This window comes from Haloarchaeobius iranensis, from assembly GCF_900103505.1.
GTDB classification, from domain to species: domain Archaea; phylum Halobacteriota; class Halobacteria; order Halobacteriales; family Natrialbaceae; genus Haloarchaeobius; species Haloarchaeobius iranensis.
The window spans coordinates 80,104-105,713 of sequence record NZ_FNIA01000008.1 but is presented as its reverse complement, the minus strand read 5'-3'; the positions used below and the strand labels follow the sequence as shown (position 1 = coordinate 105,713).

At 68.3% G+C, this 25,610-nt stretch carries 23 protein-coding genes and 1 pseudogene; 4 read left to right on the top strand and 20 right to left on the bottom strand.

Features of this window, described 5'->3' with window-relative positions; genetic code table 11:
• Positions 1–182: 182 nt before the first annotated feature.
• Complete coding sequence (locus BLT27_RS08875) at positions 183–569, top strand: hypothetical protein (RefSeq protein WP_089732997.1); 387 nt, start codon at positions 183–185, stop codon at positions 567–569.
• Here the strand turns inward: BLT27_RS08875 and BLT27_RS08870 are convergent.
• The 15 genes and pseudogenes from BLT27_RS08870 to BLT27_RS08800 form a co-directional block, all read right to left on the bottom strand.
• On the bottom strand, positions 554–2,014 hold the full coding sequence (locus tag BLT27_RS08870) for a DHH family phosphoesterase (protein WP_089732995.1): 1,461 nt from the start codon (positions 2,012–2,014) through the stop codon (positions 554–556). The two genes, BLT27_RS08875 and BLT27_RS08870, sit on opposite strands and share 16 nt — an antisense overlap.
• Positions 2,015–2,072: 58 nt before the next feature.
• A complete protein-coding gene (locus tag BLT27_RS08865) occupies positions 2,073–3,755 on the bottom strand; it encodes an NADH-quinone oxidoreductase subunit N (RefSeq protein WP_089732993.1) in 1,683 nt (560 codons plus the stop codon).
• Complete coding sequence (locus BLT27_RS08860) at positions 3,755–5,317, bottom strand: complex I subunit 4 family protein (RefSeq protein ID WP_390255051.1); 1,563 nt, start codon at positions 5,315–5,317, stop codon at positions 3,755–3,757. The genes BLT27_RS08865 and BLT27_RS08860 overlap by 1 nt, the downstream gene beginning before the upstream one ends.
• Complete coding sequence (nuoL, locus tag BLT27_RS08855) at positions 5,317–7,395, bottom strand: NADH-quinone oxidoreductase subunit L (protein ID WP_089732989.1); 2,079 nt, start codon at positions 7,393–7,395, stop codon at positions 5,317–5,319. The genes BLT27_RS08860 and nuoL overlap by 1 nt, the downstream gene beginning before the upstream one ends.
• 2 nt (positions 7,396–7,397) lie before the next feature.
• The gene (nuoK, locus tag BLT27_RS08850) at positions 7,398–7,703 is read right to left on the bottom strand and encodes an NADH-quinone oxidoreductase subunit NuoK (protein ID WP_089732987.1); all 306 of its coding nucleotides are present in this window, start codon (positions 7,701–7,703) and stop codon (positions 7,398–7,400) included.
• Between the two features lie 480 nt (positions 7,704–8,183).
• A pseudogene (locus BLT27_RS20580) lies at positions 8,184–8,315 on the bottom strand (proton-conducting membrane transporter); the annotation flags it as partial.
• Positions 8,312–8,581 (bottom strand): NADH-quinone oxidoreductase subunit J, encoded by a 270-nt coding sequence (locus tag BLT27_RS08840; RefSeq protein WP_089732983.1) that lies wholly within the window; start codon positions 8,579–8,581, stop codon positions 8,312–8,314. The gene BLT27_RS08840 and the pseudogene BLT27_RS20580, both read right to left, overlap by 4 nt.
• A 53-nt stretch (positions 8,582–8,634) precedes the next feature.
• Complete coding sequence (locus tag BLT27_RS08835; protein ID WP_089732981.1) at positions 8,635–9,096, bottom strand: NuoI/complex I 23 kDa subunit family protein; 462 nt, start codon at positions 9,094–9,096, stop codon at positions 8,635–8,637.
• Entirely contained in the window at positions 9,093–10,163 is a 1,071-nt protein-coding gene (locus BLT27_RS08830) for a complex I subunit 1/NuoH family protein (protein WP_089732979.1), read from the bottom strand. The genes BLT27_RS08835 and BLT27_RS08830 overlap by 4 nt, the downstream gene beginning before the upstream one ends.
• On the bottom strand, positions 10,163–11,833 hold the full coding sequence (locus tag BLT27_RS08825) for an NADH-quinone oxidoreductase subunit D (RefSeq protein ID WP_089732977.1): 1,671 nt from the start codon (positions 11,831–11,833) through the stop codon (positions 10,163–10,165). The genes BLT27_RS08830 and BLT27_RS08825 overlap by 1 nt, the downstream gene beginning before the upstream one ends.
• Positions 11,830–12,531: an NADH-quinone oxidoreductase subunit B gene (locus BLT27_RS08820; RefSeq protein ID WP_089732975.1), complete on the bottom strand. Its 702-nt coding sequence runs from the start codon at positions 12,529–12,531 to the stop codon at positions 11,830–11,832. The genes BLT27_RS08825 and BLT27_RS08820 overlap by 4 nt, the downstream gene beginning before the upstream one ends.
• Positions 12,528–12,938 carry an NADH-quinone oxidoreductase subunit A gene (locus tag BLT27_RS08815; RefSeq protein WP_089732973.1) on the bottom strand — a complete coding sequence of 137 codons (411 nt, stop codon included), beginning with the start codon at positions 12,936–12,938 and terminating at the stop codon, positions 12,528–12,530. The genes BLT27_RS08820 and BLT27_RS08815 overlap by 4 nt, the downstream gene beginning before the upstream one ends.
• A gap of 198 nt (positions 12,939–13,136) precedes the next feature.
• The gene (locus BLT27_RS08810) at positions 13,137–13,778 is read right to left on the bottom strand and encodes an AIR carboxylase family protein (RefSeq protein ID WP_089732970.1); all 642 of its coding nucleotides are present in this window, start codon (positions 13,776–13,778) and stop codon (positions 13,137–13,139) included.
• Positions 13,779–13,784: 6 nt separating this feature from the next.
• Complete coding sequence (locus BLT27_RS08805) at positions 13,785–14,939, bottom strand: 5-(carboxyamino)imidazole ribonucleotide synthase (RefSeq protein ID WP_089732968.1); 1,155 nt, start codon at positions 14,937–14,939, stop codon at positions 13,785–13,787.
• A 27-nt stretch (positions 14,940–14,966) separates the two neighbouring features.
• Complete coding sequence (locus BLT27_RS08800) at positions 14,967–17,045, bottom strand: flippase activity-associated protein Agl23 (protein WP_089732966.1); 2,079 nt, start codon at positions 17,043–17,045, stop codon at positions 14,967–14,969.
• Between the two features lie 242 nt (positions 17,046–17,287).
• Between BLT27_RS08800 and ribH the strand changes: the two genes are divergently transcribed.
• Entirely contained in the window at positions 17,288–17,689 is a 402-nt protein-coding gene (ribH, locus tag BLT27_RS08795) for a 6,7-dimethyl-8-ribityllumazine synthase (RefSeq protein WP_089732964.1), read from the top strand.
• Positions 17,686–18,834: a pyridoxal phosphate-dependent aminotransferase gene (locus BLT27_RS08790; RefSeq protein ID WP_089732962.1), complete on the top strand. Its 1,149-nt coding sequence runs from the start codon at positions 17,686–17,688 to the stop codon at positions 18,832–18,834. The genes ribH and BLT27_RS08790 overlap by 4 nt, the downstream gene beginning before the upstream one ends.
• Positions 18,835–18,870: 36 nt before the next feature.
• Here the strand turns inward: BLT27_RS08790 and BLT27_RS08785 are convergent, their stop codons facing one another.
• Positions 18,871–19,311 carry an FAD synthase family protein gene (locus tag BLT27_RS08785; RefSeq protein ID WP_089732960.1) on the bottom strand — a complete coding sequence of 147 codons (441 nt, stop codon included), beginning with the start codon at positions 19,309–19,311 and terminating at the stop codon, positions 18,871–18,873.
• Positions 19,308–19,811, bottom strand: coding sequence for a Mov34/MPN/PAD-1 family protein (locus tag BLT27_RS08780; protein ID WP_089732958.1), 504 nt, complete (start codon positions 19,809–19,811; stop codon positions 19,308–19,310). Before BLT27_RS08780 ends, BLT27_RS08785 begins: the two co-directional genes overlap by 4 nt.
• Positions 19,812–19,925: 114 nt before the next feature.
• On the opposite strand from BLT27_RS08780, the gene BLT27_RS08775 reads away from it, so the two are divergent.
• Positions 19,926–21,830: a Hef-associated nuclease gene (locus BLT27_RS08775; protein ID WP_089732956.1), complete on the top strand. Its 1,905-nt coding sequence runs from the start codon at positions 19,926–19,928 to the stop codon at positions 21,828–21,830.
• A 24-nt stretch (positions 21,831–21,854) separates the two neighbouring features.
• On the opposite strand, the gene BLT27_RS08770 is transcribed toward BLT27_RS08775, so the two are convergent.
• From BLT27_RS08770 to BLT27_RS08760, 3 genes are read right to left on the bottom strand one after another with little or no spacing between them, the layout of a single operon-like run.
• Positions 21,855–23,516 carry a phospholipase D-like domain-containing protein gene (locus tag BLT27_RS08770; RefSeq protein ID WP_245707688.1) on the bottom strand — a complete coding sequence of 554 codons (1,662 nt, stop codon included), beginning with the start codon at positions 23,514–23,516 and terminating at the stop codon, positions 21,855–21,857.
• A gap of 38 nt (positions 23,517–23,554) precedes the next feature.
• Positions 23,555–24,787: a HEAT repeat domain-containing protein gene (locus tag BLT27_RS08765; RefSeq protein WP_089732954.1), complete on the bottom strand. Its 1,233-nt coding sequence runs from the start codon at positions 24,785–24,787 to the stop codon at positions 23,555–23,557.
• A gap of 54 nt (positions 24,788–24,841) precedes the next feature.
• Positions 24,842–25,561 carry a protein sorting system archaetidylserine synthase gene (locus BLT27_RS08760; protein WP_089732952.1) on the bottom strand — a complete coding sequence of 240 codons (720 nt, stop codon included), beginning with the start codon at positions 25,559–25,561 and terminating at the stop codon, positions 24,842–24,844.
• Positions 25,562–25,610: the final 49 nt, after the last annotated feature.

The following is a 25,610-nucleotide window of genomic DNA, read 5'->3' as shown; positions in this document are numbered from 1 at the left end:
GCCCGTGGGCAAAAACCTGCGTTCTCGCCGCCGAGATTCGCGTCAATTCTCCGGAATGAACCTCTTTCGGATATTGAGACTAAATATTATAGTAAAATTTGATTGATAGTTATCCGACGCGGTGGTCGGGGCGACGGCGACACCTCCCGTGCCTCCTCGGCCCAGTCGCCCGCGTCCCGAGCGTGGTCCTCCTGCTGGGTGTCGCGATCGGGGTCGTTCCGCTCGGGACGGACCTGGTCGCGCCGGTGCTCGGGACCGTCGGCGGGCTGGCGGTCGCCCCGGCCGTCGCGCGGCGCTACCGCTGTGGGGTTCGTGACGGCGACGAGCGCTCGCCCACGCTCGCCGCGGCGGCGCTCGCGGTAACCGGAGCGGGGCTCTCGGCGTGTACGGGCTTCCAGCTCGTCCTCGTCGTCTCCGGTCTTGCCGACCTCTCTTTGCCCCCGCTCGGCTTCAGACTCCCATCGGTGGCCCTCCCCGTGCTCGCGATGGTGGGTCTCCCGGTCGCCGCTACCTTCCCCCTCGGGACGGGACTCCGCCACCACGACCCCCTGACTCACTCCCGGTCGTAGGGGAGGCCCGAGCTCCCACGGGGAGCCTTCACGATGTCGCTGTCGCGCGGCCGTTCGTACCACGCGTCGAAGAACCGGTCGGTGAGGACGTCGCGGATGGCCTCGTCGCGCTCCTCCTCGCCCGCGAACTCGCCGAACGCCTGCGTCACCGGTATCTGCGCCCCGGCCATGTCGGCGTGCCCGCCCGCGCTGCCGATCTGGTCGAAGGCGGCCCGGAGCGTCTCGCCGAGGTCCACGTCGGTCCCGCGAGCCCTGGCGGAGACGTACGTCGTGTCGTCGATGAAGCCGTACACCAGCGTGCAGGTGATGCCGGACATCGTCAGTAGTTTGTCCGCGGCCTGCGGGAGCGCGTCACGGTCCGAGACTGAGCCGACACCCGTGACGATGACCGAGCCACGCACCTCCCGGTTCTCGATGGCCCGGGAGAGCGTGTCGAGCGTCTCCCCGTCGACGCTCGGCGACTCGATACGGTCCAGCACCGCCTCGTCGACGTACGGGAGCAGTCGTGCCGCGGCCTCGAAGTCAAGCCGCGAGGCCTCCCGCCTGAACTCGTTCGTGTCGATCTGAATCCCGTACAGCAACGCCGTCGCGACCGACTCGTCGAGCCGTACGCCGAGCCGGTGACAGTGGTCCGTCAACAGCGTACTCGTCGAACCGACGTCCGTCCGGATGTCCTGATAGCGACCCTGGACCGGCCCACGTGGCGGGTGGTGGTCGACGACGACGTCGACGTGGAGCTCCTCCGGCAGCTGATTGTTGACGCTCGGCCGGGCGTGGTCGACCAGGGCGAAGCCGCCGAACTGGGCGAGGTCGTCCTCGGGGCCGAGCGTCCGCAGGTCCAGGTCGAGCAGGTTCACCATCGCCCGGTTCTCCTGATGCGATATCTCCCCGTAGTAGCAGGCCTCGGCGTCGGTCCCCGTCGCCTCGGCCAGCCGGCACATCGCGACCCCGCTCGCGATAGCGTCCGGGTCCGGGTTGTCGTGCATCACGACCGCGAGCGTGCCGTCGATCTCGGTGATCACCTGCTGCAGCCGGAGGGAGTCCTCCGCCGCCTCACCGGACACGTGGCTGGCTGCCGCCGTCGCGACCACGGCCGTCGGGTCCACGACTCGGTCGGCGACCGACCGGATCGCCGCAGTGTCAGCGTCGTGCCCTGCGTACGCCAGCAGGAAGGCGTCGGGAAAGCAGCGACGGGCGACCGCAGCGACGCGCTGGTTCTTGTCGGCGTCGTCGCTCGCGACGACGACCACTCCCACGTCCTCGAACGCCGCCAGGCTCTCGCGCTCGCTCGGGTCGCCGACCGTCGCGTCGACACCCTCCTCGCGCAGCGTCTTGACGCGGCTCTCGCTCGTGCAGACGGCGCGTGTCTTCCCGGTCCACCCCTCGGTGGCCTCCAGCAGTTGCTGGCCGACGGCCCCACAGCCGAGGAAGAGCCGGGTTACCATACTCCGGTGGTTCCACTCCGCGGGCTAAAACGTATCGACACGAAAGAGAACCGCCGGCCTACAGCAGCGCCGCAGCGGCCTCGACGGCCGCGTCGGACACCGGACCGAACACGCCGTACATCGCGGTCGTGACGACCGCGGCGAAGATGACGGCGGCGTACAGGCCGGTCGGACGGCTCGATATCTCGAGCGGCTTCTTGTCGTCCGGCCGCTCGTCGAACCACAGCGCCTTGACGAGCTTCGAGTAGTAGTAGAGGCTCACGGCGCTGTTGACGATGGCGACGGCGGCAAGCCAGACGAACCCGCTGTTGACGGTCGCGCCGAACAGCAGGTACTTGCTCAGGAAGCCACCGAACGGCGGCAGTCCGGCCAGCGAGAACATGAACACCGTCATCGCCACGGAGGCGACGGGTGCCTGCCGGCCGAGGCCGGTGAAGTCCTCGAAGGTGCGGCCGACGTCCCAGTACTCCGCCAGCGCGATGAACAGGAACGCCCCGGTGTTCATGAACCCGTAGACGAACAGGTGCATCATCCCGCCGGCGAGGACGAACTGGCCGGCCTCGATCTTCGCGGTGGCGGTCGCGCCGCCACCGGAGAGCGCCGCCAGCGACATCAGGACGTAGCCCGCGTGCCCCACGGAGGAGTACGCGAGCATCCGCTTGACCTTGTCCTGGGTGACTGCGGCGAGGTTGCCGAGCGTCATCGTGACGACCGCGAGGATCTGGAAGACGAGCACCCAGTCGGCACCGAGGACGAGGAACTCACCTGCGGACTCGGAGACCTGCAGGAACGCCTCGGTGAACACGCGGAAGGCGATGACGAAGCCGGCCGCCTTCGACGCCGACGAGAGGAACGCGCTGATAGGTGCGGGCGCGCCCTCGTACGCCTCCGGCGCCCAGAAGTGGAACGGGACGGAGGCGGTCTTGAACGCGATGCCGCCGACGACCATCACGACGCCCATCCCGAGCATGCCGGTGAACTCGCCGGTGACGGCGTTCTGCACCGCCGTCAACTGGAGCGAGCCAGTCGCGCCGTACACCAGGCTGACGCCGTAGGCGAACACGGCACTCGACAGCGCGCCGACGAGGAAGTACTTCAGCCCCGCCTCGACGCTGCCCTTGTTCTCCTTCAGGAACGCGACGAGCGCGTACGACGGCAGCGACGCGAGTTCGAGCGCGACGAACACCGTCACGAGCGAGTTCGCCGACGCCATCAGGGTCATACCGGTCGCCGCGAGCAGCACCAGCGCGTAGTACTCCGCCTGGTAGCTGTGCTCGGCGATGTAGTTGTAGCTCGCGACGGTCACCATCGCCGTGACGCTGGCGACGATGACCGCGAAGAACAGGCTCATGCCGTCGACGACGAGCGCGTCGCCGAACGGGTTGACCGGCTCACCGTCGAAGGTGAACAGGAACGCGGCGGCGACGCCGAGTGCGCCGACCGCGCCCGCCGTCGAGAGGCCCGCGATGAGCCGCCGGTTCTGTGACCCCGGCTCGACGAACAGCGCGAGCGCGAACATCGCCAGCAGCGTGACGCTGACGAACGACCAGCCGGCGGGACCCAGCCCGAGCACGTCGGGCAGTGCGATGGCCACGCCCGCCACGCCGAGCGAGCCGAGCAGCGACAGCACGGCAATGGGGCCCTTCGTCGAGTGACCGATGCTGTCGACGTACAGCACGAGCAGGCCCGTCAGGCCCAGCAGGAACGCCGGTGCCAGCGTGAGCCACGTCGTGTCCGCCATCAGGCACCACCTCCGACGAGGTCCGCGACCGGTCCACTCGCCTCACGGATCATCTCGAAGAAGATCTCCGGCTGCGAGCCGAGCGCGATGATCAGCACGAGCAGCACCGCGAGCGGTGCGATGTCGTGCAGCGGTGCGCGACCGACCTCGTAGTCGGTCTCGAGGCTGAACTCGCCGAACAGCGTGCGCTGCATCGCAAACAGCAGGTAGCCGGCGACGATGACGATACCGAACATCGCCACCGCGGTGAAGGCCGGCATGAGGTTGTAGTTCGCCACGTCGAACGCGCCGGCCTGGAACGCGCCGAGGAACACGTAGAACTCGGCGGCGAACCCGGACATGAGGGGCAGTCCCATGTAGCCGAACGCGCCGGCGATGAGGATGCCGACCGTGTACGGCATCTTCGAAGCCATACCGGACATGTCGGTCACCATGCGCGTGTGGGTCGTGTTGTAGATGACGCCGACTGCCATGAACATCAGGCCCGAGATGAGCCCGTGGGAGATCATCTGGAACGTCGCGCCGCCGACGCCGTACAGCGTGTAGGCGGCGAGTCCGAGGATGACGTACCCCATCGACGAGACGGACGAGTACGCGACGATGCGCTTGAGGTCCGTCTGTGCCAGCGCGAGCATCGCGCCGTAGATGATGGAGATGACCGCGAACGCGGCGATGATGGGCATGTTCGCCCGGGCCACGTCCGGCAGCATCGTGAAGTTGAAGCGCAGCAGCGCGTAGGTCCCCATCTTCAGCAGGACACCCGCCAGGAGCACCGACACGGGCGTCGGTGCCTCGACGTGGGCGTCCGGCAGCCAGGTGTGGACCGGGACGACCGGGACCTTCACCGCGAAGCCAGCGAACATGGCCGCGAACGCGGCGACCTTCAGCGTCTCAGCGCCGACGAACGCCAGCGCGTCGGGCTGGACGTTCTCGACGACGAGCGCCTCCGCGGTCTCGGGCATCGCGAACGTCGAGACGGCGTCACCGAGCCCGAAGACGAGCGCGGTGTATCCGACGAACATCACCAGCGAGGCGATGTTCGTGTAGACGAACATCTTGATGGCCGCGTACTTCCGGCGCGGGCCACCCCAGACACCGATGAGGAAGTACATCGGGACGAGGACGGCCTCCCAGAAGACGAACCAGACGAAGAAGTCGAGCGCCGTGAAGACGCCGAGCAGTCCGGCCTCGAGGAACAGCACGAGGCCGTAGAACTGGGACTGACGCTCGTCGATGGGCGTCCACGCGCTCACGAGAGCGAGCGTGACGAGCACGGTCGTCAGGACGACGAGCGGCATGCTGATGCCGTCGATGCCGACGAACCACTCGATGTCCGGCAGCGGGCCGAGCCCGAGCCAGGTCTCCCGGCTCGTGAACGCGGTCTCGCCGCCGAGCAGCGCGTTGCCTGTTGCGTCGTACGTGGCCCACATGCCCAGACTCCCGACGAGGGGAATCAGGCTCCAGGCCGTCGCCAGCTTCGCCGCGTAGCGGTCGGAGCCAGCCATGACGACGAGCGATCCGACCAGTGTGACTGCGATGAGCGCCTCTATCGTTCCATCCATCATGCGAACCACCCTCCTGTGACGCCGACGATGAGAAGCAGGGCGACGAGGCCCAGCGCGAGCAGCGCGGCGTAGTTGGTGACGATACCGGTCTGTATCCGCTTGACGTACGAGCCACCGGTGAGGCTCGTGCGACCGACGCCGTTGACGACGCCGTCGATGATGCCCTGGTCGAACCGGTCGGCGACCTTCGCGAGGGGCAGCGTCAGCCCCGAGGCCAGCCAGACCTGGTACTCGTCCTGGTAGTAGTTGTTGTACCAGAGCGTCTTGAGACCGCCGAGCTTGTCGGTGTGCTCCTCCGGGGTCGGGGAACGCCCGTAGAGGGCGTACGCGAGGCCGACCCCAGCGAGGGCCAGCCCCAGCGAGAGGCCGGCCGAGACCAGCACGGTCACCGACTCGCTACCGAACGCCGTCGCGTCGGCGGTGTAGCCAGAGACGTCGTGGAGCACCTCGCCGTAGTGGTGTGCGGTCAGGTTCGTCACCAGCTCCGACTCGGGGTCGAGGAACTGGTGGAGGTAGTCGATGCCCTTGATCCCCAGCACCTTCTCGACGGGGACCATGTTGACGACACCGGCGACGGTCGCCAGCGCCCCCAGGACGACGAGGGGGACCTTGACGTTCCACCGGACCGGTTCGGGGTCCCGTGCCGTCTCCGTGCGGGGCTCACCGTGGAAGGTGAGGAACACCATCCGGAAGGTGTAGAACCCCGTGAACAGCACGGCGACGAGCCCCATCGCGTACGCGGCCAGCAGCATCGTGCCGGTCGTGCCGGCGCTGCCGAGACCGTGGACGAGCACCTCGTAGAGGACCTCGTCCTTCGACCAGAAGCCCGCGAACGGAACGATGCCCGCGAGCGCGAGCGACCCGGCGAGGAACGTGTAGTAGGTGACGGGCATCCTGTTCTTCAGCCCGCCCATGTCCCACATGTCCTCGTTGTGGTGCATCGCGATGATGACCGAGCCCGCACCGAGGAACAGCAGCGCCTTGAAGAAGGCGTGGGTCATCAGGTGGAAGGTCGCTGCGACGTAGCCACCGCCGCCCAGCGCGAGCATCATATACCCGTACTGGGAGATGGTGGAGTACGCCAGCACCTGCTTGATCTCCCGCTTGACGACGCCCATCGTCGCCGCGAAGAGCGCGGTGAACCCGCCCGTGAGCGCGATGATGGCGAGCACGGTGGGCAGCAGCGCGTAGAAGCCGTACATCCGGGCGACGAGGTAGACGCCGGCCGCGACCATCGTCGCAGCGTGGATGAGCGCGGAGACGGGCGTCGGACCCTCCATCGCGTCGGGCAGCCACGTGTGCAGCGGGAACTGCGCGGACTTGCCGATGACGCCGCCGAGAACGAGCAGGCCGAGGATGCTGAACCACGCCTCGGGACCGAACCCGAGGAAGGTCGTCACACCGTGGCCACCCTCGACGAGCGCCTCTTCAGCCAGCACCGGGAACGCGGTCTGGCCATCCGTGCTGACGAACCGGGCGGTGCCGAACGTCGCGACGATGCCGACGACGCCGATGAGGAAGAAGTAGTCACCGAAGCGGGTGACCAGGAACGCCTTCTTCGCCGCCGACGGCGGGCCGTCCTGGCGGAACCAGAAGCCGATGAGCAGGTACGAGCAGAGCCCGACCAGCTCGAAGAACATGAACGCCATCAGCAGGTTGTCCGCCATGACGAACGCGAGCATCGAGAACGTGAACAGCCCGAGTTCGGAGTAGTAACGGGGCAGTCCCGTCTCGCCCTCGTCGTTCATGTAGCCCAGGCTGAACACGTGGACGAGCAGCGCGATGAGCGAGACGATGACGAGCATCATCGCCGAGAGCGGGTCGATGAAGATACCGAAGTGCAGCGGCACCTCCTCGGCCGCGGACCACGTGAACAGGTCCTGCTGGTACGTGCTCCCACCCGCGACCGTCACGAGTGCGAACAGCGAGAGCACGAGCGAGCCGGCCGTCGCGGCGATGCCCGCCGACGCGCCCTTCTTCGGCATGTAGTTACCGAGCGCGAGTGCGACGAGGAACGACGCGAACGGGAGCGCCACGATAGCGGGCGCGATGTCGAATGCGAGTTCTCCTGCCATCGTTACCACCTCATTGTTGCGGCGTCAGCCACGTCGACATCTTCGAAGTTGCGATACAGGACGAGGATGATGCCGATACCGACGGCGACCTCCGCGGCGGCGAGTGCCATCGTGAACAGGGCGAACACCTGGCCGGTGAGGTTCCCGTAGTACTGGCTGAACGCGACGAGGTTGATGTTCGCCGCGTTGAGCATCAGCTCGACCGACATCAGGAACAACAGGGCGTTCCGCCTGGTCAGGATACCGAACAGGCCGGTACAGAACACCGCCGCCGAGAGGATGAGATAGTAGGTCGTGTCGACTGCCATTCAGTTGTCACCTCCGTCTTCCGTGCCGCCGTCGGCGGCGACCTGCCCAGCGCTGGTGCCGGCCGGCTCGTCCGAGCTGTGCAGGCCGAGTGCCGTGACGACCTCGCCGTCTTCGTCGCGGCGAGCGAGGACGACCGCGCCGACCAGTGCGCCGACGAGCACCAGGTCGATGATCTCGAACGCGACGAGGAACGTCTCGCCGGGTGCCGAGCGCTGGTCGCTCTCGATGGCGAACATCAGGTAGCCGATGTTCTCGGTGATGCTCGTCCGGGAGATCGCGTAGACGGTGTCGCTCTGGCCGTCACCGGTCGTGTCGGCCTCCCTGAAGTCCACCCCGACACCGGGGTCGTTCGCGACAGAGACGTTGGCCGCCTCCTCGCTGCCGTTGTATGCGACCGCGTACGTCTGCCCGTTCGCCGAGACGGTGCCGTAGTCGCCGGTCGGCGACTCGGACTGCAACGTCTCGTTCTGGATAGCCGTCGCTTCGTCGAAGCCGACGGGGTCACCGAGCGGTGCGCCGACGAACACGACCGCCATGATGACGAACAGGGCGACCGCGATGATTCCCGGGGCCAGATGGCCGCCGAGCCGTAGTTTCGGGCGTGTTGTCATGCCTCTACCACCTCCGTATTGTCGTCTTCACGAACCAGCATCACGGCGAACGTGATCAGGATGAGTACCCCGCCGACGTAGACCAGAATCTGCATCGCGGCGAGGAACTCTGCCTGTTGCATCACGTAGTGTACCGCGACGCTGAGTAGCGCGACGCCCAGGAAGAGTGCGGAGTGCCACACGTCTTCCACGAGGACGACGCCGACGCTACTTGCCACCGTGACGATGGCGAAGAGCGCGAAGGCGACGAGTTCTGCGAGTGCCATTGTTTGGGTTCTCCTATCGCTGTATGTTGAAGATTTCGAGACGGCCGTACCGTCTACTGGTAATCGACCTCGCCGTCGCCCTCGCCGATCCACGCGCCGCGGTCCGGTTCGCGGGACTCGAGGGGGTCGATGTCCTTGTACCAGGGGACGCTCTTGAGCTGTTCTTTGTTGTAGACGAGGTCGTCCTTCGTGTCGCCGGTGAACTCGAAGTTCTGCGTCAGCAGGATGGCGTCCACCGGGCAGACCTCCTCACAGAGCCGGCAGTAGATGCACTGCCCGATGTGAAGGTTGTACTGCTCGCCGTTGCGCTGTGCGTCGGTCACGATGTGGATGGTGTCGTTCGGACACACGTTCTCGCACTGGCGGCACCAGATACACCGCTCCTGGCTGAACTTGTGGACGCCGCGGAACCGCGGCGAGACCTCGGGCGGTGTCTCCGGGTACTCGACGGTGAACGTCTCGCCGTCCAGCGCGTGCTTCATCGTGGTCGCCATGGATTTGAGTATGCCGATCATGCAATCACCCCGACAAGGAGTGCGGTCAGCAGCAGGTTCGCGAAGGAGAGCACGAGCATCCCCTTCCAGCCGATCTCGATGAGCTGGTCGATGCGAACGCGCGGGACCGCAGAGCGTGCCCACTGGGTAAAGAGGAACACACCCCAGATCTTCGCCGTGAACCAGAGGAACCCGATGGACTCCGGACCCGGGCCGGCAGCGCCGCCCAGGAACAGCGTGGCGATGATGGCGCCGCCGAGGAAGATGTGCAGGAACTCGCCCAGATAGATGAGGACGAAGTAGACCGAGGAGTACTCGGTCTGGTAGCCTGCGACGATCTCGGTCGGCGCCTCCGGGATGTCGAACGGGTTACGGCCGACCTCGGCGAGGTTCGCGATCATGAACAGCGCGAACGCGAACGGGTTCACGAACGCGAACCACGAGGGAATCGAGAACCCGGCGACGGTCACCAGGGTCTGCTGCTGGACGGCGACGATCTCGCTCATCTGGAGCGACTGCGTGAACAGCACGACGGACGCGCCCGTGAGGACGAGCGGGATCTCGTACGCGACGTTCTGTGCGATGGCGCGCAGCGCGCCGAGCATCGAGTACTTGTTCGAGGACGCGTAGCCGGCCATCGTCAGGCCGAGCGTCGCGATCGATGCCACCGCGAAGACGTACACCAGCCCAGACTCGGGGTCGGCCAGCTGGATGTTCAGCGGGCCGAGTCCGCCCATCGGGATGACGGCGAAGCCGAGCATCGCCGAGCCGGCGACGACGACCGGTGCGAGGTCGTACGCCGGGCGGTCGGCGTTCTCGGGGATGATGAGCTCCTTCGCGAGGAGCCGAACCGCGTCGGCCACGATGATGAGCAGACCGAACGGTCCGATGCGGTCGACCGCGATGCGGTCGGTGAACGCGGCGGTAATCTTCCGCTTCGCCCACGGGCCAGCGACGCCCGTGTAGGCGAGCATCACGTTCCCGACGAGGAACGCGGCGATGAACGCCGCGATCGCCTGCCCGAGCACCGAGTCGGGCAACCCGATCATCGTCCGGAGTGTCTCCGGGAGCATCTGCTCCGTCGCCATCAGCGGTCCACCTCGCCGAGCACGATGTCGAGGCTACCGAGCGAGGCGATGAGGTCCGGGATGTACTCACCCTCGGACATCTCGCCCAGCGTCTGCAGGTTCGAGAAGCACGGACTCCGGATCTTGAACCGACCGGGCTTGTCCGTGCCGTCCGAGCGGATGTAGATGCCGAGTTCCCCCTTCGCGGCCTCGACGGCGCGGTAGGTCTCGGTGTCTGCCTCGGGCTTGAGCGTCCGGGGGACGTTGGACTGGATGGTCCGGTCGTCCTCGGGCCACTCCTCGAGCAGGTCGATGCACTGCTCGATGATCTTCGCGGACTCCTCGACCTCCTGCATGCGCACGAGGACGCGCGAGAAGTTGTCGCAGCCGTCCTCGGTGATGACGTCCCAGTCGAGCTCGTCGTAGTAGCCGTACGGGTCGTCGCGGCGCAGGTCGTAGTCGATGCCGGAGGCGCGGGCGACCGGACCGGTCGCGCCGTAGCTCTTGGCGACCTCGGGCTCGAGGATGCCCGTGTCGACACAGCGGAGCTGGAAGATCTCGTTGCCCGTGATGAGGTCGTGGTACTCCTCCAGCTTCGCCGGCAGCTCCTCGAGGAAGTCCCGCGTCTTCTCGAAGAACTCCTCGCGGGGCTCGGGCAGGTCCCAGGCGACCCCGCCGAGGCGGAAGTAGTTGAACATCATCCGCTGGCCGGTGAGGTCCTCCAGGATGTTCTGGATGACCTCGCGGTCGCGGAAGGAGTACTGGAAGATGGCCGTGAAGTCGCCGAAGACGTCGAGCGCGAACGTCCCGAGGGCGAGCATGTGCGCGGCGATGCGGCACAGCTCTGCGGACATCGTCCGGATGACCTGTGCGTACTCCGGCACCTCGATGTCCGCGAGGTCCTCCGCGGCGCGAGCGTACGCCCACTCGTTGAGGATGCCGGCCGAGACGTAGTCCCAGCGGTCGGGGTACGGCATGATCTGGTGTCGGTAGGTCCCCTGCTGGCACATCTGCTCCTCGCAGCGGTGGAGGTAGCCGATGTCCGGGTCCACGTCCGCGACGGTCTCGCCGTCGAGCACCGTCTTGACGTGCAACACGCCGTGGGTCGCCGGGTGGTGCGGGCCGATGTTGAGGAACATCGTGTCCGCCTCGTTGTCCACGTGGTCGTCACGGAGGGGGTTGTCCCACTCGCCCAGCGTGACGATCTGCGGGCTGTCCTGGTCGTAGTCGTGGCCGAGCGGGTGGCCCTGCCACGTCTCCGGGAGCAGGATGCGCCGCGGGTCCGGGTGGTCCTCGTAGTTGATGCCGACGAGGTCGTACGCCTCGCGCTCGTGCCAGTCGGCGGTCCGGAACACCGGCTCCGCGGACTGGCTGATCGGCTCGTCCTTCGAGGCCGGGACGACGACGCTGACCTCCTGGGTCGGGTCGTCGTACTGCTTCATGTGGTAGATGGACTCGTAGCGGTCCTCGTACTCCTGGGCGGTGACACACGAGAGGTGGTCGTAGCCCATCTCGTCCCGCAGTGCGAACAGCGTGTCCTGCACCTGATCCGGACGGACGACCACGGAGGCGTCCGCGTTGAGGTGCTCCTCGGTGTCCTGGGCGGTGTCGCCGAGCGTCTCGAGCACCTCGTCCTCGACCGTGACGCCGGCCTCGATCTCCGGTGTCTCCTCGGTCTCCTCGACGCTCATGGCGAATCAGCCCAGTTGTACCGCATTGCGAGGGTATCTTCGTCGATCTGGTCGGCGAGCTTGTCGACGACCTCGTCGCTCTCCATGTCGCCGAACTGCTCGAGCTCGTACGGCTTGACCACGACGGGCGAGGACTCGCCGTTGGCGATACGCTCCTGCAGCTTGGCGACGCCGTAGACCAGTGCCTCGGGGCGGGGCGGGCAGCCCGGGACGTGGATGTCAACCGGGATGACCTCCTCGGCACCCTTGATGACGTTGTACCCCTCCTGGAACGGGCCACCGGAGATGGTACACGAGCCCATCCCGACGACGAACTTCGGCTCGGGCATCTGGTCGTAGACGCGCTTCATGCGCGGGGCGAACTTGGAGACGATGGTCCCCGGCACGATGATCACGTCGGCCTGTCGCGGCGACGCACGCGGGATGCCCGCCCCGAAGCGGTCGAGGTCGTGCTTGATCGCGTACGTGTGTATCATCTCGATGCTGCAGCAGGCGATCCCGAACTGCAGCATGAACATCGACGACCCCCGGACCCAGTTCATGAACTTGTCGAACTTGGTGAGGATGAACGGGGACGAGCCGAACGCCTCACGGAGCCGCGAGTTGAAGCGGTCGTCCAGCCCTTCGCCCATCCGGGCGTCTCGTGTGTCTGTCAGCATGTCTGTACTCCCGCCGTCGATAGGGTTGTCGCTACTCATCGTTTTGCCTGTACCTGCGATTCCGAACGCGCGCTCTTGGCCCACTTCACCGCGCCGTTGTGCCAGGCCCATGCCAGACCAGCGACGAGCACGGTGATGAACACCAGCATCGGGACCAGTACGGGGCCGAGTGCTACCCCACCTTCGAGTGCAGAGCCGTAGATGACCGTCCACGGGAAGATCAGGACGGTCTCGATGTCGAAGATGGTGAACAGCAGTGCGACCATGTAGTACTGGATGTTGAAACGGATGCGAGTCCCACCAGTCGGGACCTCACCACTCTCGTAGGTGGCGCGCTTGCTGTCTTCAGGAACGCTCGGCCTGAGCAGTGCCGAGACCGACATCATGCCGACCGGAATCAGCACGCCGACGAGCGCGAGCGCCCCAATGGCTATCCATGGATTCATGCCGTATTCTCCGTAACATCCGGGGCTTTGAAGCGCACCCATATAAGGGTTGATTCTTGCGATTTCCCGAGGTTTGCCCCGGTTCCGGTCCGGGAAACGTTCACGGCCGCGTGGGTGCGGGCATTTTTAAGCAAACCAGGGCGGCTCGGCGCCAGCGAGGGCGTACCGGGGGGTAATCGGGGCCCGGAGGTGGCTTGGTCAGCCCCGCCGGTCCTTGAACCCGGGCGTCCCGAGCTCGTGGAGGTCCCGCGAGACGCGCGCCACGTCGCCCTTGAGCCCCTCGTGGTAGTCGACGAGGCGGTCGCGCAGCTCGTCGTGCTCACGTGCGAGAATCTGCGCCGCCGACAGCGCGGCGTTGAACGACTTGCCGGCGTCGACGGCGGTCAGCGGCGCACCCTGGGGCATCCCGATGACCGAGTCGACGCTCTTCTCCTGGACCGGGACGCCGACGACCGGGACCGGATAGGCGATGGACGCTGTCATGTTCGGCAGGTCGGCGGACTTCCCGCCCGCCCCGGCGATGATGACGTCGATGCCGCGGTCCTCGGCGGTCTCGGCGTAGGCGTACATGAGCTCGGGCGTGCGATGGGCCGAGACGACGTACGTCTCGAACGTGAACCGCTCCTCGGGTGGGTCGTCGTAGTCGGTCACCTCTGCGAAGCCGAGCTCGTCCACCAGGGCGTCGTAGGCGCCACCACGCCCGGTCTCCGAGCCCATCATCACGTCGAGGTCGGAGTCCGAGCCCATGACGATGCCCACGTCAGGGGTGTCCGCGTCGGGTCGGTCGCGCTGTGCCTCCGCGTGCAGGTCGTCGATGAGGTCGTCGAGTTCGTCTGTCATGGGTTGCTACTCGAAGCTGAGGCCGTCCACCAGCGAGCGGGCGCTGGCGAGCAGTTCCGCCCGCGATTCGTCGTCCGTCGCGACCTGGGTGACGTGGCCCATCTTCCGGAGCGGTCGGGCCTCGCGCTTGCCGTACCAGTGCAGGTTGGCGCCCGGGGTCGCGAGCGGCTCCTCGACGCCGTCGACCCGGGCCGGACGCGACCCGTCGCCGTCGGCGAGGACGTTCTTCGTCACGGTCGGGGCACGGAGGTCGGTCGCACCGAGCGGCCAGCCGACGACCGCGCGCAGGTGTTGCTCGAACTGCGAGGTGTGTGCGCCCTCGATGGACCAGTGCCCGGAGTTGTGCGGCCGGGGAGCGATCTCGTTGACGAGGATGCGGCCGTCGGCCGCCTCGAACAGCTCGATGGCGAAGACGCCGCGGCCGTCGAGCAGGTCGAGCACGTCCCGGCCCACCTGCTCGGCTTCCTCGAGCACCGCCTCCGGGGAGTGCGACGGGACGACCATCTCGCGGAGTATCTCTTCCTCGTGGATGTTCTCCCCGACCGGGAAGGTGGACACCTCGCCGTCGCCCTGTGCGGCGACCACCGATATCTCGCGCTCGTAGTCGACGAACGCCTCGACCATCGCCGGGCCGCCGACGGCGTCCATCGCCGACTCGGCGTCGTCGACGGATTCGACCGGGACGTTCCCCCGGCCGTCGTAGCCGCCCGTCCGGGCCTTCAGCATCGCCGGTGTGCCGAGCTCGTCCAGCGCCGCCCGGAGGTCGTCGGCGTCGTCGACGCGGCGGAACGGCGGCACCGGGATTCCGGCCTCGGCGAGGGCCGCTTTCTGGTGGAGCTTGTCGTGAATGAGCGCCAGCGTCGCCGGGTCCGGGTGACAGGGCACGCCGGTCGCCTCGCTGACCTCGTCGAGGCGCTCCTGGTCGGCGAGTTCGATCTCGAAGGTGAGGAAGTCCGACCGTTCGGCGAGGTCGCGGATGGCGTCGGCGTCGTCGAAGTCGGCGACGAGCTGGTCCGTCGCGACCTGGGCCGCCGGTGCGTCCGGCGTCGGGTCGAGGACGACGAGTTCGATACCCAGGGGGGCCGCCGCCTCCCCGAGCATGCGTCCGAGCTGGCCACCGCCGACCACGCCGACTGTCGGGCCTGGTAGGCTCGCGGGCATGTGGTCGGGGGTTCCGAAGGAGCGCGCTTAACGCTTGCTCTCTCGGCCGGTCGACGCGTTGACGAAGACGACGGTGTCGGTCCCGTTCACCGTCAGCTGCAGCTCGTACTGCTCGTAGCCGCCGCCGAGCTCGCGGGCGACGGTGTCCCGGTGGACTGCCCGCGTCACGATGACGGGCGGCGGGGATGCCAGCGCGGCACGGAGTGCGGTCGCGTTCCGGACGCTCTCCGTCTCCAGTCCCTGCTGTTCGAAGTACCAGGGCAGCGGGAGCCGGTCGTACCACGCCTCGTTGCGGGCGAGCTGGCGGTAGCTGTCGTTCCGCCAGCCGTACTCGTCGGTCACGGGAAGCCTGTCGGCGGCACTCTCGTCGTCCATCGCGAAGGACGCGCCGTAGTAGAGCACCTCCGGGCCGTCGTCGTGGCCGTCGGTGGCGGCCGAGACCTGCGCGAGCACCGGGTCGAGGTCCGTGCCGGGCTGGCCGGTCTGGACGAGCCCGTTGTCGGGCGACGTCGGCCCGAGGTAGGCGGTCGTCACAGCTGCCCCGACAGCCGTGCCCGCGGCACCGGTGAGAACGAGGACCGCGAGCGCGGCTGGGACTGCCCGGCGGTCCGTGACGGCGTCGCGGCCCCAGCGGTAGACCTGCGAGAGAGCGACCGCGGCCGGCACCGCGAGCGGGACCGCGACGTGGACCGCGTGCCAGGGGCCCGTCCCGTACATGACGATGGGGTAGACGAGCACGCTGACGAGCCCCCAGTAGCCACAGAAGGCGACGAGGTCGCGCGACCCGCCGTCGCGGTAGCGGTCGAGCAGAAAACCCGCGACGCCGAACACGCAGGTCACGGCTGCGCCGGCGAGCAGCGTCCGCAGGAAGAACGTGGTGTACGGGAGGATGGACTGGTCCTGCACCGCGCCGAACCAGAGCTCGCTGGCGGCGGTCCAGCTTCCGAACAAGGCCTGCTCGACGAGGTCCGCCAGCAGCAGCGGGTCGCCGGCGACCGCATCGAGCCCCTGCCCGCGTGGGAGGTACAGCCCGGCGACGAGGACGGTGAACACGACGCCCGAGAGGAACACCGGCCCGCGCCACAGGCTGAGCGTCCGCCCCGCGTCGGAGCCCCGGAGGAGCACGCCGAGCACGTACGCCCCGGCGACGAGCCACGCCACCGCGTACGTCGCCAGGACGGCGTCGCCGACGAACACCAGCACCGAGAGCGCGGCGACCCCGACGCCCACGATGACCGGGAACGCCTCCCCCTCGTCGGGCACGACCCAGAGCGCACAGCGCAGCGCGACCAGCAGCAGCACGATGGCGACGACCCGCCCGACGCCGGGGAGCAGTGCGACCACGACCGGGTTGAGCACGGCGAACAGGAGGACGGCCTCGTCGACGCGGTCGCGGAACCACGCCGGCGCGGCGAGTCGCCGGTCGCCGTCGCCGACCAGCGACCAGCGCTTCCAGAACAGTCGATGGTCGACGAGCAGCGCGCCGGCCCCGAGCCAGCACGCGAGGTACACCAGCGCGTTCTCCTTCGAGGTGACGGCGAGGGCGAACGAGACGCTCGCGGCGTACAGGTAGCCCGGGTCGCGCGTATCGAGCAGCCGGACGAGCAGCCCGACCGTGACGAACGCGAAGGTCGCCACGAGCAGGTCCGAGCGGGCGAACCGCGAGTAGTAGAGCAGCGCGGGGGTCACCGCGAACAGGGCGGCGAGTGCGACGACCTCGCTCCGGCGGAGACGCTCCCGGAACAGCCACGCCGCCAGTGGGAGCAGGCCACCGAGGAGCGCCGGAAGGAGACGGGAAGCGGCGTCGCTCGCGCCGAGGACGTAGAACAGCAGTTCGTTCGCGTGCGCGAGCAGCGGTCCGTGCAGGATGGGCCGGTACTCCCAGACGCCGGTCGCGCCGTACCGGAGGACCGCGTATCCGTGGCGGCCCTCGTCCCAGTGCGCCGTCCGTGCGCCGAGGTCGAGCAGCCTGAGGGCGGTCGCGAGGAGCGAGAGGCCGACGACCGTCCCCAGGAGGGGCCGGTCGGCCGACTCGGACTCCGTGCCGGTCCCGCCGTCGGTTCCGTGGCCGTCGTCGCCAGCCGATGCTGCCGCCGCATCTGCCATTGCTGTCGAACTGTCCACCCCTCCGGCATACGCTTTCCGTTCCCGTCTAGCTTGTGTGTCGATCGGGGACGCCGAGACACCACCTCGTTCGGCACGCTCGCCAGCCGCGCGCCATCCGGTTTGGTAGATAACACCGCCGACCCGGGGTTCGGAGCCAGCGTCGGCCACTCTCGAGCCCCTCGCTACCGCCCCGCATTGTCCATAACGGTAGACCTTTGGCGGACGGTTCCGACCACTCTCGCATGACCTCGCTCGGACTGGTGGTCGCGGAGTTCAACGCCTCGGTCACCGAGGAGATGGAGTCGGTCGCGCGAGATGCGGCGGCCGAGGCGGACGCGACGGTCGCGGAGACCGTCCACGTCCCGGGGGTGTACGACGCCCCGCTGGCCGCCGACCGGCTGGCGCGCCGGGACGACGTCGACGCGGTCGCCGTGCTCGGTGCCATCGTCACCGGCGACACGGACCACGACCAGGTCATCGGGCACGCGACCGCCCAGAAGCTCACCGACGTGAGCCTCGACCGGGACCTGCCGGTCACACTCGGCGTCACCGGTCCCGGCATGAGCGGGGCCGAAGCGCGAGAGCGCGTCGAGAACGCCGCCAAGGCCGTCGAGGGTGCTGTCAAACTGGTAGAACGACTATGAGCATGGATTTCGCCGCACGAGTCGAGAGAGTCGAACCGTCCGCGACGCTCGCCATCTCCGACGCCGCCTCCGAGCTGGAGGCCGAGGGCGTCGACGTGGTGGACCTGAGCGTCGGCGAACCGGACTTCCCCACCCCGGAGAACGTCGTACAGGCCGCGAAGGACGCGATGGACGCCGGCCACACCGGCTACGCGCCGTCGAACGGCATCCCCGAGCTGAAGGCGGCCATCGCCGAGAAGCTGGCCGACGATGGGCTCGACTACGACCCCGACCAGGTCATCGTCACGCCCGGCGGGAAGCAGGGGCTGTACGAGATCATCAACGCGCTCGTCGACGACGGTGACGAGGTCGCCCTGCTCGACCCGGCGTGGGTCTCCTACGAGGCGATGGTGAAGCTCTCGGGCGGCTCGCTCACCCGCGTCGACACCGCCGCACACGACTTCGCGCTCGAGCCCGCGCTGGACGACCTCGCCGACGCAGTGTCCGACGAGACGGAGCTGCTCGTCGTCAACTCGCCGGGCAACCCCCACGGTGCGGTGTACTCCCGCGAGGCGCTGGAGGGCGTGCGCGACCTCGCCGTCGAGCACGACATCCTCGTCATCTCCGACGAGATATACAAGGAGATCACCTACGGCGCGGAGGCCATCTCGCTGGGCACGCTCGACGGGATGGGCGACCGCACCATCACCCTCAACGGCTTCTCGAAGGCGTACTCGATGACCGGCTGGCGGCTCGGCTACTTCGCCGGGCCCGAGGAGCTCGTCTCCCAGGCCGGGAAGATACACAGTCACTCGGTGTCCTCGGCCGTGAACTTCGTCCAGCACGCCGGCGTCGAGGCGCTGGAGAACTGCGACGAGGCCGTCGCGGAGATGACCGAGGCGTTCGAGGCCCGCCGCGACATGCTGGTCGACCTGTTCGCCGACCACGGCGTCGACGTCGCCGTTCCCGAGGGTGCGTTCTACATGATGCTCCCCGTGGACGACGACGACGCCGCCTGGTGCCAGGGCGCCATCGACGAGGCCCACGTCGCCACGGTGCCGGGCAGTGCGTTCGGCACGCCCGGCTACGCCCGGCTCTCCTACGCGGCCAGCGAGGAGCGGCTCCGCGAGGGCGTCGAGCGTCTCGCCGAGCACGGCTACCTGTAGGGCCGTCTCGGACTCGCTTTTACGTCCCGAGGGCCCTCAGCCCCGGAGCTCCAGAATCCGGTCGACGATGTGACCCGTCGAGAGCAGCTCGCCGTCGTACCTCGGCTCCCGGGCGCTCGCCCGGCGCACCTCGCAGTCGATGCCGCGGCCCGCCAGCGCGTCGGCGATGGCGGCCTCGTCGTGGTGCTGGTCGTGGCCGAGGACGATGCAGTCCGGGTCGATGCGTTCGATGGGGACGAAGATGTCCTCGGTGTGGCCGAGATGCGCCTCGTCGACCATCTCGAGCGCCGCGACCATGTCGCGTCGCTGGCGGTCGGGGAGGACGGGTTTCTCCTTGTGGGTGACGTTCTCCCGCCGTGCGATGATGACGTGGAGCTCGTCGCCCAGCGAGGCGGCCTCCGAGAAGTAGTGGAGGTGTCCCGGGTGGAGGATGTCGAACGTTCCCTGTGCGATGATGGTCGTCGGATTTGCAGTCATTTGTCTCGTCGCAGTTCCGCGTCGATGTCTGCCTGTGTGAAATCGAAGAACTCCTCGTGGTCCTCCAGGTCGACGTCGAGCACCGGGAGGTCCCGGTACTCGCCGTGCTGATCGAACGCCCGCCAGTCGTTGCGGCCGTACGGGGCGCCCATGATGACGTGGACGGTGCCCGAGGTGAACGTCCCGAGGTCCTCGTCGCTCGGCCGGAGGACGCCGTTCGGGTGCGAGTGGATGCTGCCGAGCGAGCGCATGTCGTTCGGAATCATGTTCGAGTCGACCGTCGCGCTCACCGGGTTCGACCGGGTCCCGGGGATGACGAGGATGTCGGTGATGACGTAGCCCCGCTGGTCCATCCCGAGGTGCTTCGCGGGCGTCCCGCGGAGCATCCCCATGTACTCGTTGGGGTGGGTGTCGTCGGCGGACTCCAGCGCGAAGTCGATGGTGTCGCGGGCGATACCGACGACACCCTGGCGCTGGAAGAGCCGGTCGAACAATCCCATGTCCTCCACTCACGCCTCGCCGGTGCTAAACGTTCCGAAAGCAGCGGTCGGCGGTCGGCGCGCGCGTTCGTCTTGACAAGGGTTATACGCGGTCGTTTCGAACTCTTGCCCAACATGACAACCGACTCCGTCGGCGACGACGCTGGCGACGGGGACGTGCCGGTCGTCTACGACCTCGCGCCCGACTGCACGGTCGAAGACATCGAATCCGACACGCCCTACCTCGCCACCGTCAACGGCATCGTCGAGTACGGTATCTTCGTCGACCTCTCCGACTCTGTCTCGGGTCTCGTGCACGAATCGACCCTCGACGGCACGTACGCCGTCGACGACGAACTCGTCGTCGAGGTCGACAACGTCCGCGACGACGGCGACATCTCCTTCGAACCCGTCGAACTCGAGGACTACCGCGTCGAGGCCGTCGACCACGACTACCGTCCGACCGCGACGACCGCGCTCGACACCAACCTCGGCGAGCAGGTCCACGTCGAGGGCATCGTCACGCAGATAAAGCAGACCGGTGGCCCGACCATCTTCCAGGTCCGCGACGAGCACGGGGTCGTCCCCGCGGCCGCGTTCGAGGCCGCGGGCGTCCGTGCCTACCCCGAGGTCGCCGTCGACGACGTGGTCCGCGTGACCGGCGTCGTCGAGAGCCGCGAGGACGCGGTCCAACTCGAGGTCGGTTCCCTCACCGCACTCGAGGGTGACGACGCGTCCGAGGTCCGCGACCGCATCGACGACGCCACCGAGGAGTGGGCCGAACCACACGACGTCGAGCCGCTCGTCGAGTGGGACGCCTTCGAGAAGCTCCGGGAGGACATCCGCGAGGTCGCCCGCATGCTCCGCAAGACGGTCATCGAGGGCCGCCCCATCCGCGTCCGGCACCACGCCGACGGCGACGGGATGTGCGCTTCGGTGCCGGTCCAGCGGGCGCTCGAAGGCTTCATCGCCGAGGTCCACCAGGACCCGAGCGCGCCGCGACACCTGTTCAAGCGCCTCCCCAGCAAGGCGCCGTTCTACGAGATGGAGGACGCGACGCGCGACCTCAACTTCGCGCTCGAGGACCGCGCGAAACACGGTCAGAAGCTCCCGCTCGTCCTGATGCTCGACAACGGGTCGACCGAGGAGGACGTCCCCGCCTACCGGACGCTGGCGCACTACGACATCCCCATCGTCGCGCTCGACCACCACCACCCCGACCCGGAGGCGGTCGACCCGCTGCTCGACGCCCACGTCAACCCCTACCTCTACGACGAGGACTACCGCATCACGACCGGCATGATGTGCGTCGAGCTCGCTCGGATGATCTACCCGGACCTCACCAACGACCTGCGGCACGTCCCCGCCGTCGCCGGGCTCTCGGACCGCTCGAAGGCCGAGGCCATGGACGACTACCTCGAACTCGCCGCCGCCGAGGGCTACGACGAGGACGACCTGCAGGACATCAGCGAGGCGCTCGACTACGGCGCGCACTGGCTCCGCTACGACTCGGGTCGGCACCTCATCGACGACGTGCTCAACATCGGCGTCGACGACGAGTCCCGGCACCGCCGGCTCGTCGACGTGCTCTCGACCCGGGCCGAGGAGGCCGTCGACGAACAGCTCGACGCCGCGATGTCACACGTCGAGCACGACCCGCTCGACAACGGCGCACACCTCTACACCATCGACGTCGAGAACCACGCGCACCGGTTCACCTACCCCGCACCGGGCAAGACCACCGGAGAGATACACGACCGGAAGGTCGAGGAGACGGGCGACCCCGTCATCACCATCGGGTACGGTCCCGACTTCGCCGTCCTCCGCTCCGACGGCGTCCGGCTGGACATCCCGCAGATGGTGACGGAGCTCGACGAGGAGATCGTCGGCGGCGGCGTCTCCGGCGGCGGCCACCTCGTCGTCGGCTCCATCAAGTTCGTGAAGGGTCGTCGTGAGGAGGTCATCGACTCGCTGGTCGAGAAGATGGCCGAGGCCGACCTCGACGAAGACCTCAGCAGCACCTCGCCGCTGACGGAGTAACAGCTCCCTTCTCGCGGCCGATTCTCACCCCCGTAGCTCGCCCTCGTACTCGAACTGCACCCGTCGCCAGCAGACCAGAACCGCGACCGCGGCAGCGGCGATAGCGGCCACCCAGAGGAGCCGCGGTCGGCGGTCGCCGCTCCCGCCGCACCAGTCCGCGTCGAATGCGTCGGCGTAGTACCGTCCGACCTCGCCACCCGTCAGGACGACCGCGACCTCGCGGTTCTCCCGGAGCGAGTTCGTGTTCCAGTTCACGCTGCCGAGGACGACGTGGCGCTCGTCCACGACGACCCCCTTCGCGTGGAGCTTCTCGAACCGACCACCGGGGTCGACCAGTCTGGCTTTTAGGTCCAGCCCCTCGCGCTCCGCGATTGCGTTCAGGCGGTCGACGACGCGTCCGTTCTCCTCCTCGGCGTACCACGCGCTGCTCAGCAGGAAGCGGACCCGCGTGCCGTTCCGGGCCGCGGCGAGAGCAGCCTGCACGAGCGGCGTATCGACGCCACCGACGCTCATCTGCTCGACGCGGACGGAGGACTCCGCGCCGGAGACCAGCGAGACAAGTGACGCCTCGGCGTTGTCCGGCGCGACGATGACTGTCGTCGATTCCACCGGGACCGTGCTGGACTCGATGCGGCTCGGGTACGAGCTCGTCGCGGGTTCGCGAAGCACCGGGTCGACAGCCTCGCGTCGGTCGAGCCAGGGCGCGGCGTCGTGTGCCGTCCAGTCGGCGTGGAACGTCCGATTGAGGGTACCGACCGGCTCGGAGCCGTTCAGGACGACGCCCCAGCCGCGGTTCGCGTGCCCGCCGGTGCCGGAGGGCTTCCAGTTCTCGGTGAGCACGAGCGCCCGGTCGTCGGCGACGAGGTACTTGGCGTGGTGGAAGTCGTAGCGGGCGGCCTCGCCGCCGAGGAGTCGCACGGAGACGCCACCGGCCCGCAGTCTGTCGAGTGCGGCGACCTCGCGTGCGGAGAGCCCGCCGACGGGCGCGTCGTCGACCATGACCCGCACCGTGACCCCACGCTCGGCCGCGGCGAGCAGCGCGTCGGTCACCCGGTCGGAGGTGAAGGTGTAGCCAGCTAGGAGGACGCGGTCGTCCGCGGTCGCGATGGCGTCCAGCGGGACCGCCGTGTCGGGCGTCACGAACGCCCGGACCTGCCCCGGGCCGCCGCGCGCCGGCTCGAAGTCGGTCGCACCGCGCGGGACCCAGCTGTCCCCCGTCCAGCGTTCGGCCGCCGGCGCGTCCTCGTAGGCCAGCGTGTCCACCCGGGAGCCGTTCCGTGCGAGTGCGACCCGTTCGCCCCCGTTGGCGAGCCGCGGGAAGTCCTCGACGGCGACGACACGCGCCACCGACTCGTTCACGCCCGGAGGGAGGGCAGCCGGCTGTCCGGTGAACGCGACCCGTCCCGAGACGGTGACGTTCGGGAGCGCCGCGGTGCCGTCGTCGTCGCCGACGCTCCAGCCGTCGAGGGGGGTCGGCTCGGGTAACGACGCGACGGCGTACTCGCCTGCGTCGCCGTCCGCGACGGGGTTCGGGAGCACCGCGACGAGTTCAGGGTCGTCGCTGCCGGTCCCGTTCGGCGGGCTGTCGACATCATCGGTGGGGACATCGCTGCCGGTCGCGACCGCACCAGCGGTCGCCAGCAGACAGAGGAGCACGACCGTAGCGAGTGTTCTCGAACCGGACACGCGGGGTCTGGCCCCGCCTTCCTACAAGAAGGGTGCGTTCAGACCGCCTTCTTCGCCTCTTCCTGGACGAGGAAGGAGCGGTCGTCGGTGTACTCGGCGACGGCGTCGAGCGCAGCCTCGGTGCCGATGCGGTTCAGCGCCCACGCGGCGCTGGAGCGGACCGTGTCGTCCTCGTCGTTCTCGAGGACATCCGCGAGCGGTTCGACGGCGCGGGTGTCGCCGATGAGGCCGAGCGACCGGGCGGCCCGCGAGCGGGTCATCGCGTCCTCGGCGACGAGCTTGTCCGCGATTGCCTGGGTCGCCTCCTCGCTGCCGATCTCGCCGAGCGCGCGGAAGGTCACCTTCTGGAGCTCCTTGTCGGAGTCGGCGTCGACGTACTCGACGAGCGTCTCGACGGGCTCGTCGCTGCCGATCTTGCCGAGGATGCTGATGGCCTTCTTGTCGCGGCGCTGGGCGCGCTGCAGCATGGGGTCGAGCGCCTCCTCGGGCCCGAAGTTCTCCAGGGACTCGAGGCAGTGGCGCTCCATGAAGTCGGACTCGAACATGTCGAGCCCGATGAGGATCTTCTCGGCGTCCATGTCGCGCTCGAAGGTCTTGATGGCGTTCCACTCCGGCGGGAAGTCCTTGCGGTGGTCGACGACGTCGTAGAAGCCGTGGTAGTCGAGCATCTCCCTCTGGGAGAGGTCGTCCCACTCCTCGGCGTCCTCGAGCCCGGCGAGCAGCGTCTCGCTGGCCTCCAGCAGGCTCGCGATGTCCTCGGCGTCGTCGTCGGCGTCGAGCGCCATCGCCTCGACGGTGGCGGCGGCGTCCTCGAGGAACGTCTCGGCGTCCTCGATGCTGTCCGCGCCCCCGCTGACATCGAGCAGGTCCATGCCGAGGAAGTCGTTCACGGCGTCGAGGACGTCGGGCTCGCCGTCCTCCGTCCAGCGCGTGTCCGCGACCGTGGACCGTGCCTCCTCGACGTTCGCGACGATGTCCTCGCCGTAGGGGCCGCGCTGCTCTTCGAGGTCGTCACGCGCCTCGGAGAGGTCGCTCTCGAGTGCCTCGGCGGGGTCCTCCTCGTCCTCGTCGTCCGGCTCGGGGAGTTCGGCGGCCTCGAGGTCCTCCTCGAGGGCCTCGATGTCTGCCTCGACCTCGTCGAGCTCCGGCTCGGTCTCGGCTGCGTCCAGGGCCTCGCTGATGGCGTCGAGGCGCTCGCGCAGGGACTCGACGTCCGCGACAGCGACCTCCTCGCTGCTCTCGTCGCCGGCGTCGCCCTCGTCCTCGCTCATAGGGTACCACCCGTTACCGTCACGTTCATGCGCGAGTGTCGGGCCAGCGTCTCCCTAAGCGTTTCCATACAATTTCGTGACGGCCCACCCGCCACGCCAGTAGAACAGAGGCCCTGCGACGAGGTACGCGAGGCCCAGGGTGAGCAACGCCCACGGGAAGGTGCGTCCGAACTGGTACGGGACGAGCACGGCGAGGGCGTGGACGACGCCCATGATGAGGGCATCGCGGGCGAGCAGGTCCGGGTAGCGGATGGTCGAGACCATCAGATAGACGAAGGCGGCGGTGCCGACGAGCAGCAGCGTCGGGTCGTGGACGCCACAGAGCACCGTCGAGCCGATGATGGTCGCGGCGAGCGTCGTCGGCACGCCCTCGGTGTACTCGTCGGCGGCGTCGTAGGCCGTGTACATCCCGAGCCTGACGACGCCCATGGCGACGAACAGCGCCGGCAGTACCGCCGTCGCGGCGGTCCTGGCGGTGAGCGGGTCGAAGGAGACCACCCACGCGGCGTCGACCGTCGCGTAGACGAGCACCGCCGGCGCGACACAGAACGTCGCCACGTCCGCCAGCGAATCGAGGTACGGGCCGACCTGCGAGCCGCCGGCGTAGCGCGCGACGACGCCGTCCAGCCCGTCGGCGATGGCCCCGAGCAGCACGAGCCGCGCGGCGAGTTCGACGTCGCTGAACGCGACGACGACGGCCACGAACCCGAGTGCGGCGTTGGCGGTCGTCACCGCGTCGGCGGGGCCGAGCCGACCGACGAACCGGGGGAGCATACCCACCGGTTCGCCGTCCCCGTTTTACGCTCTTTCGGTCTCGACGGGC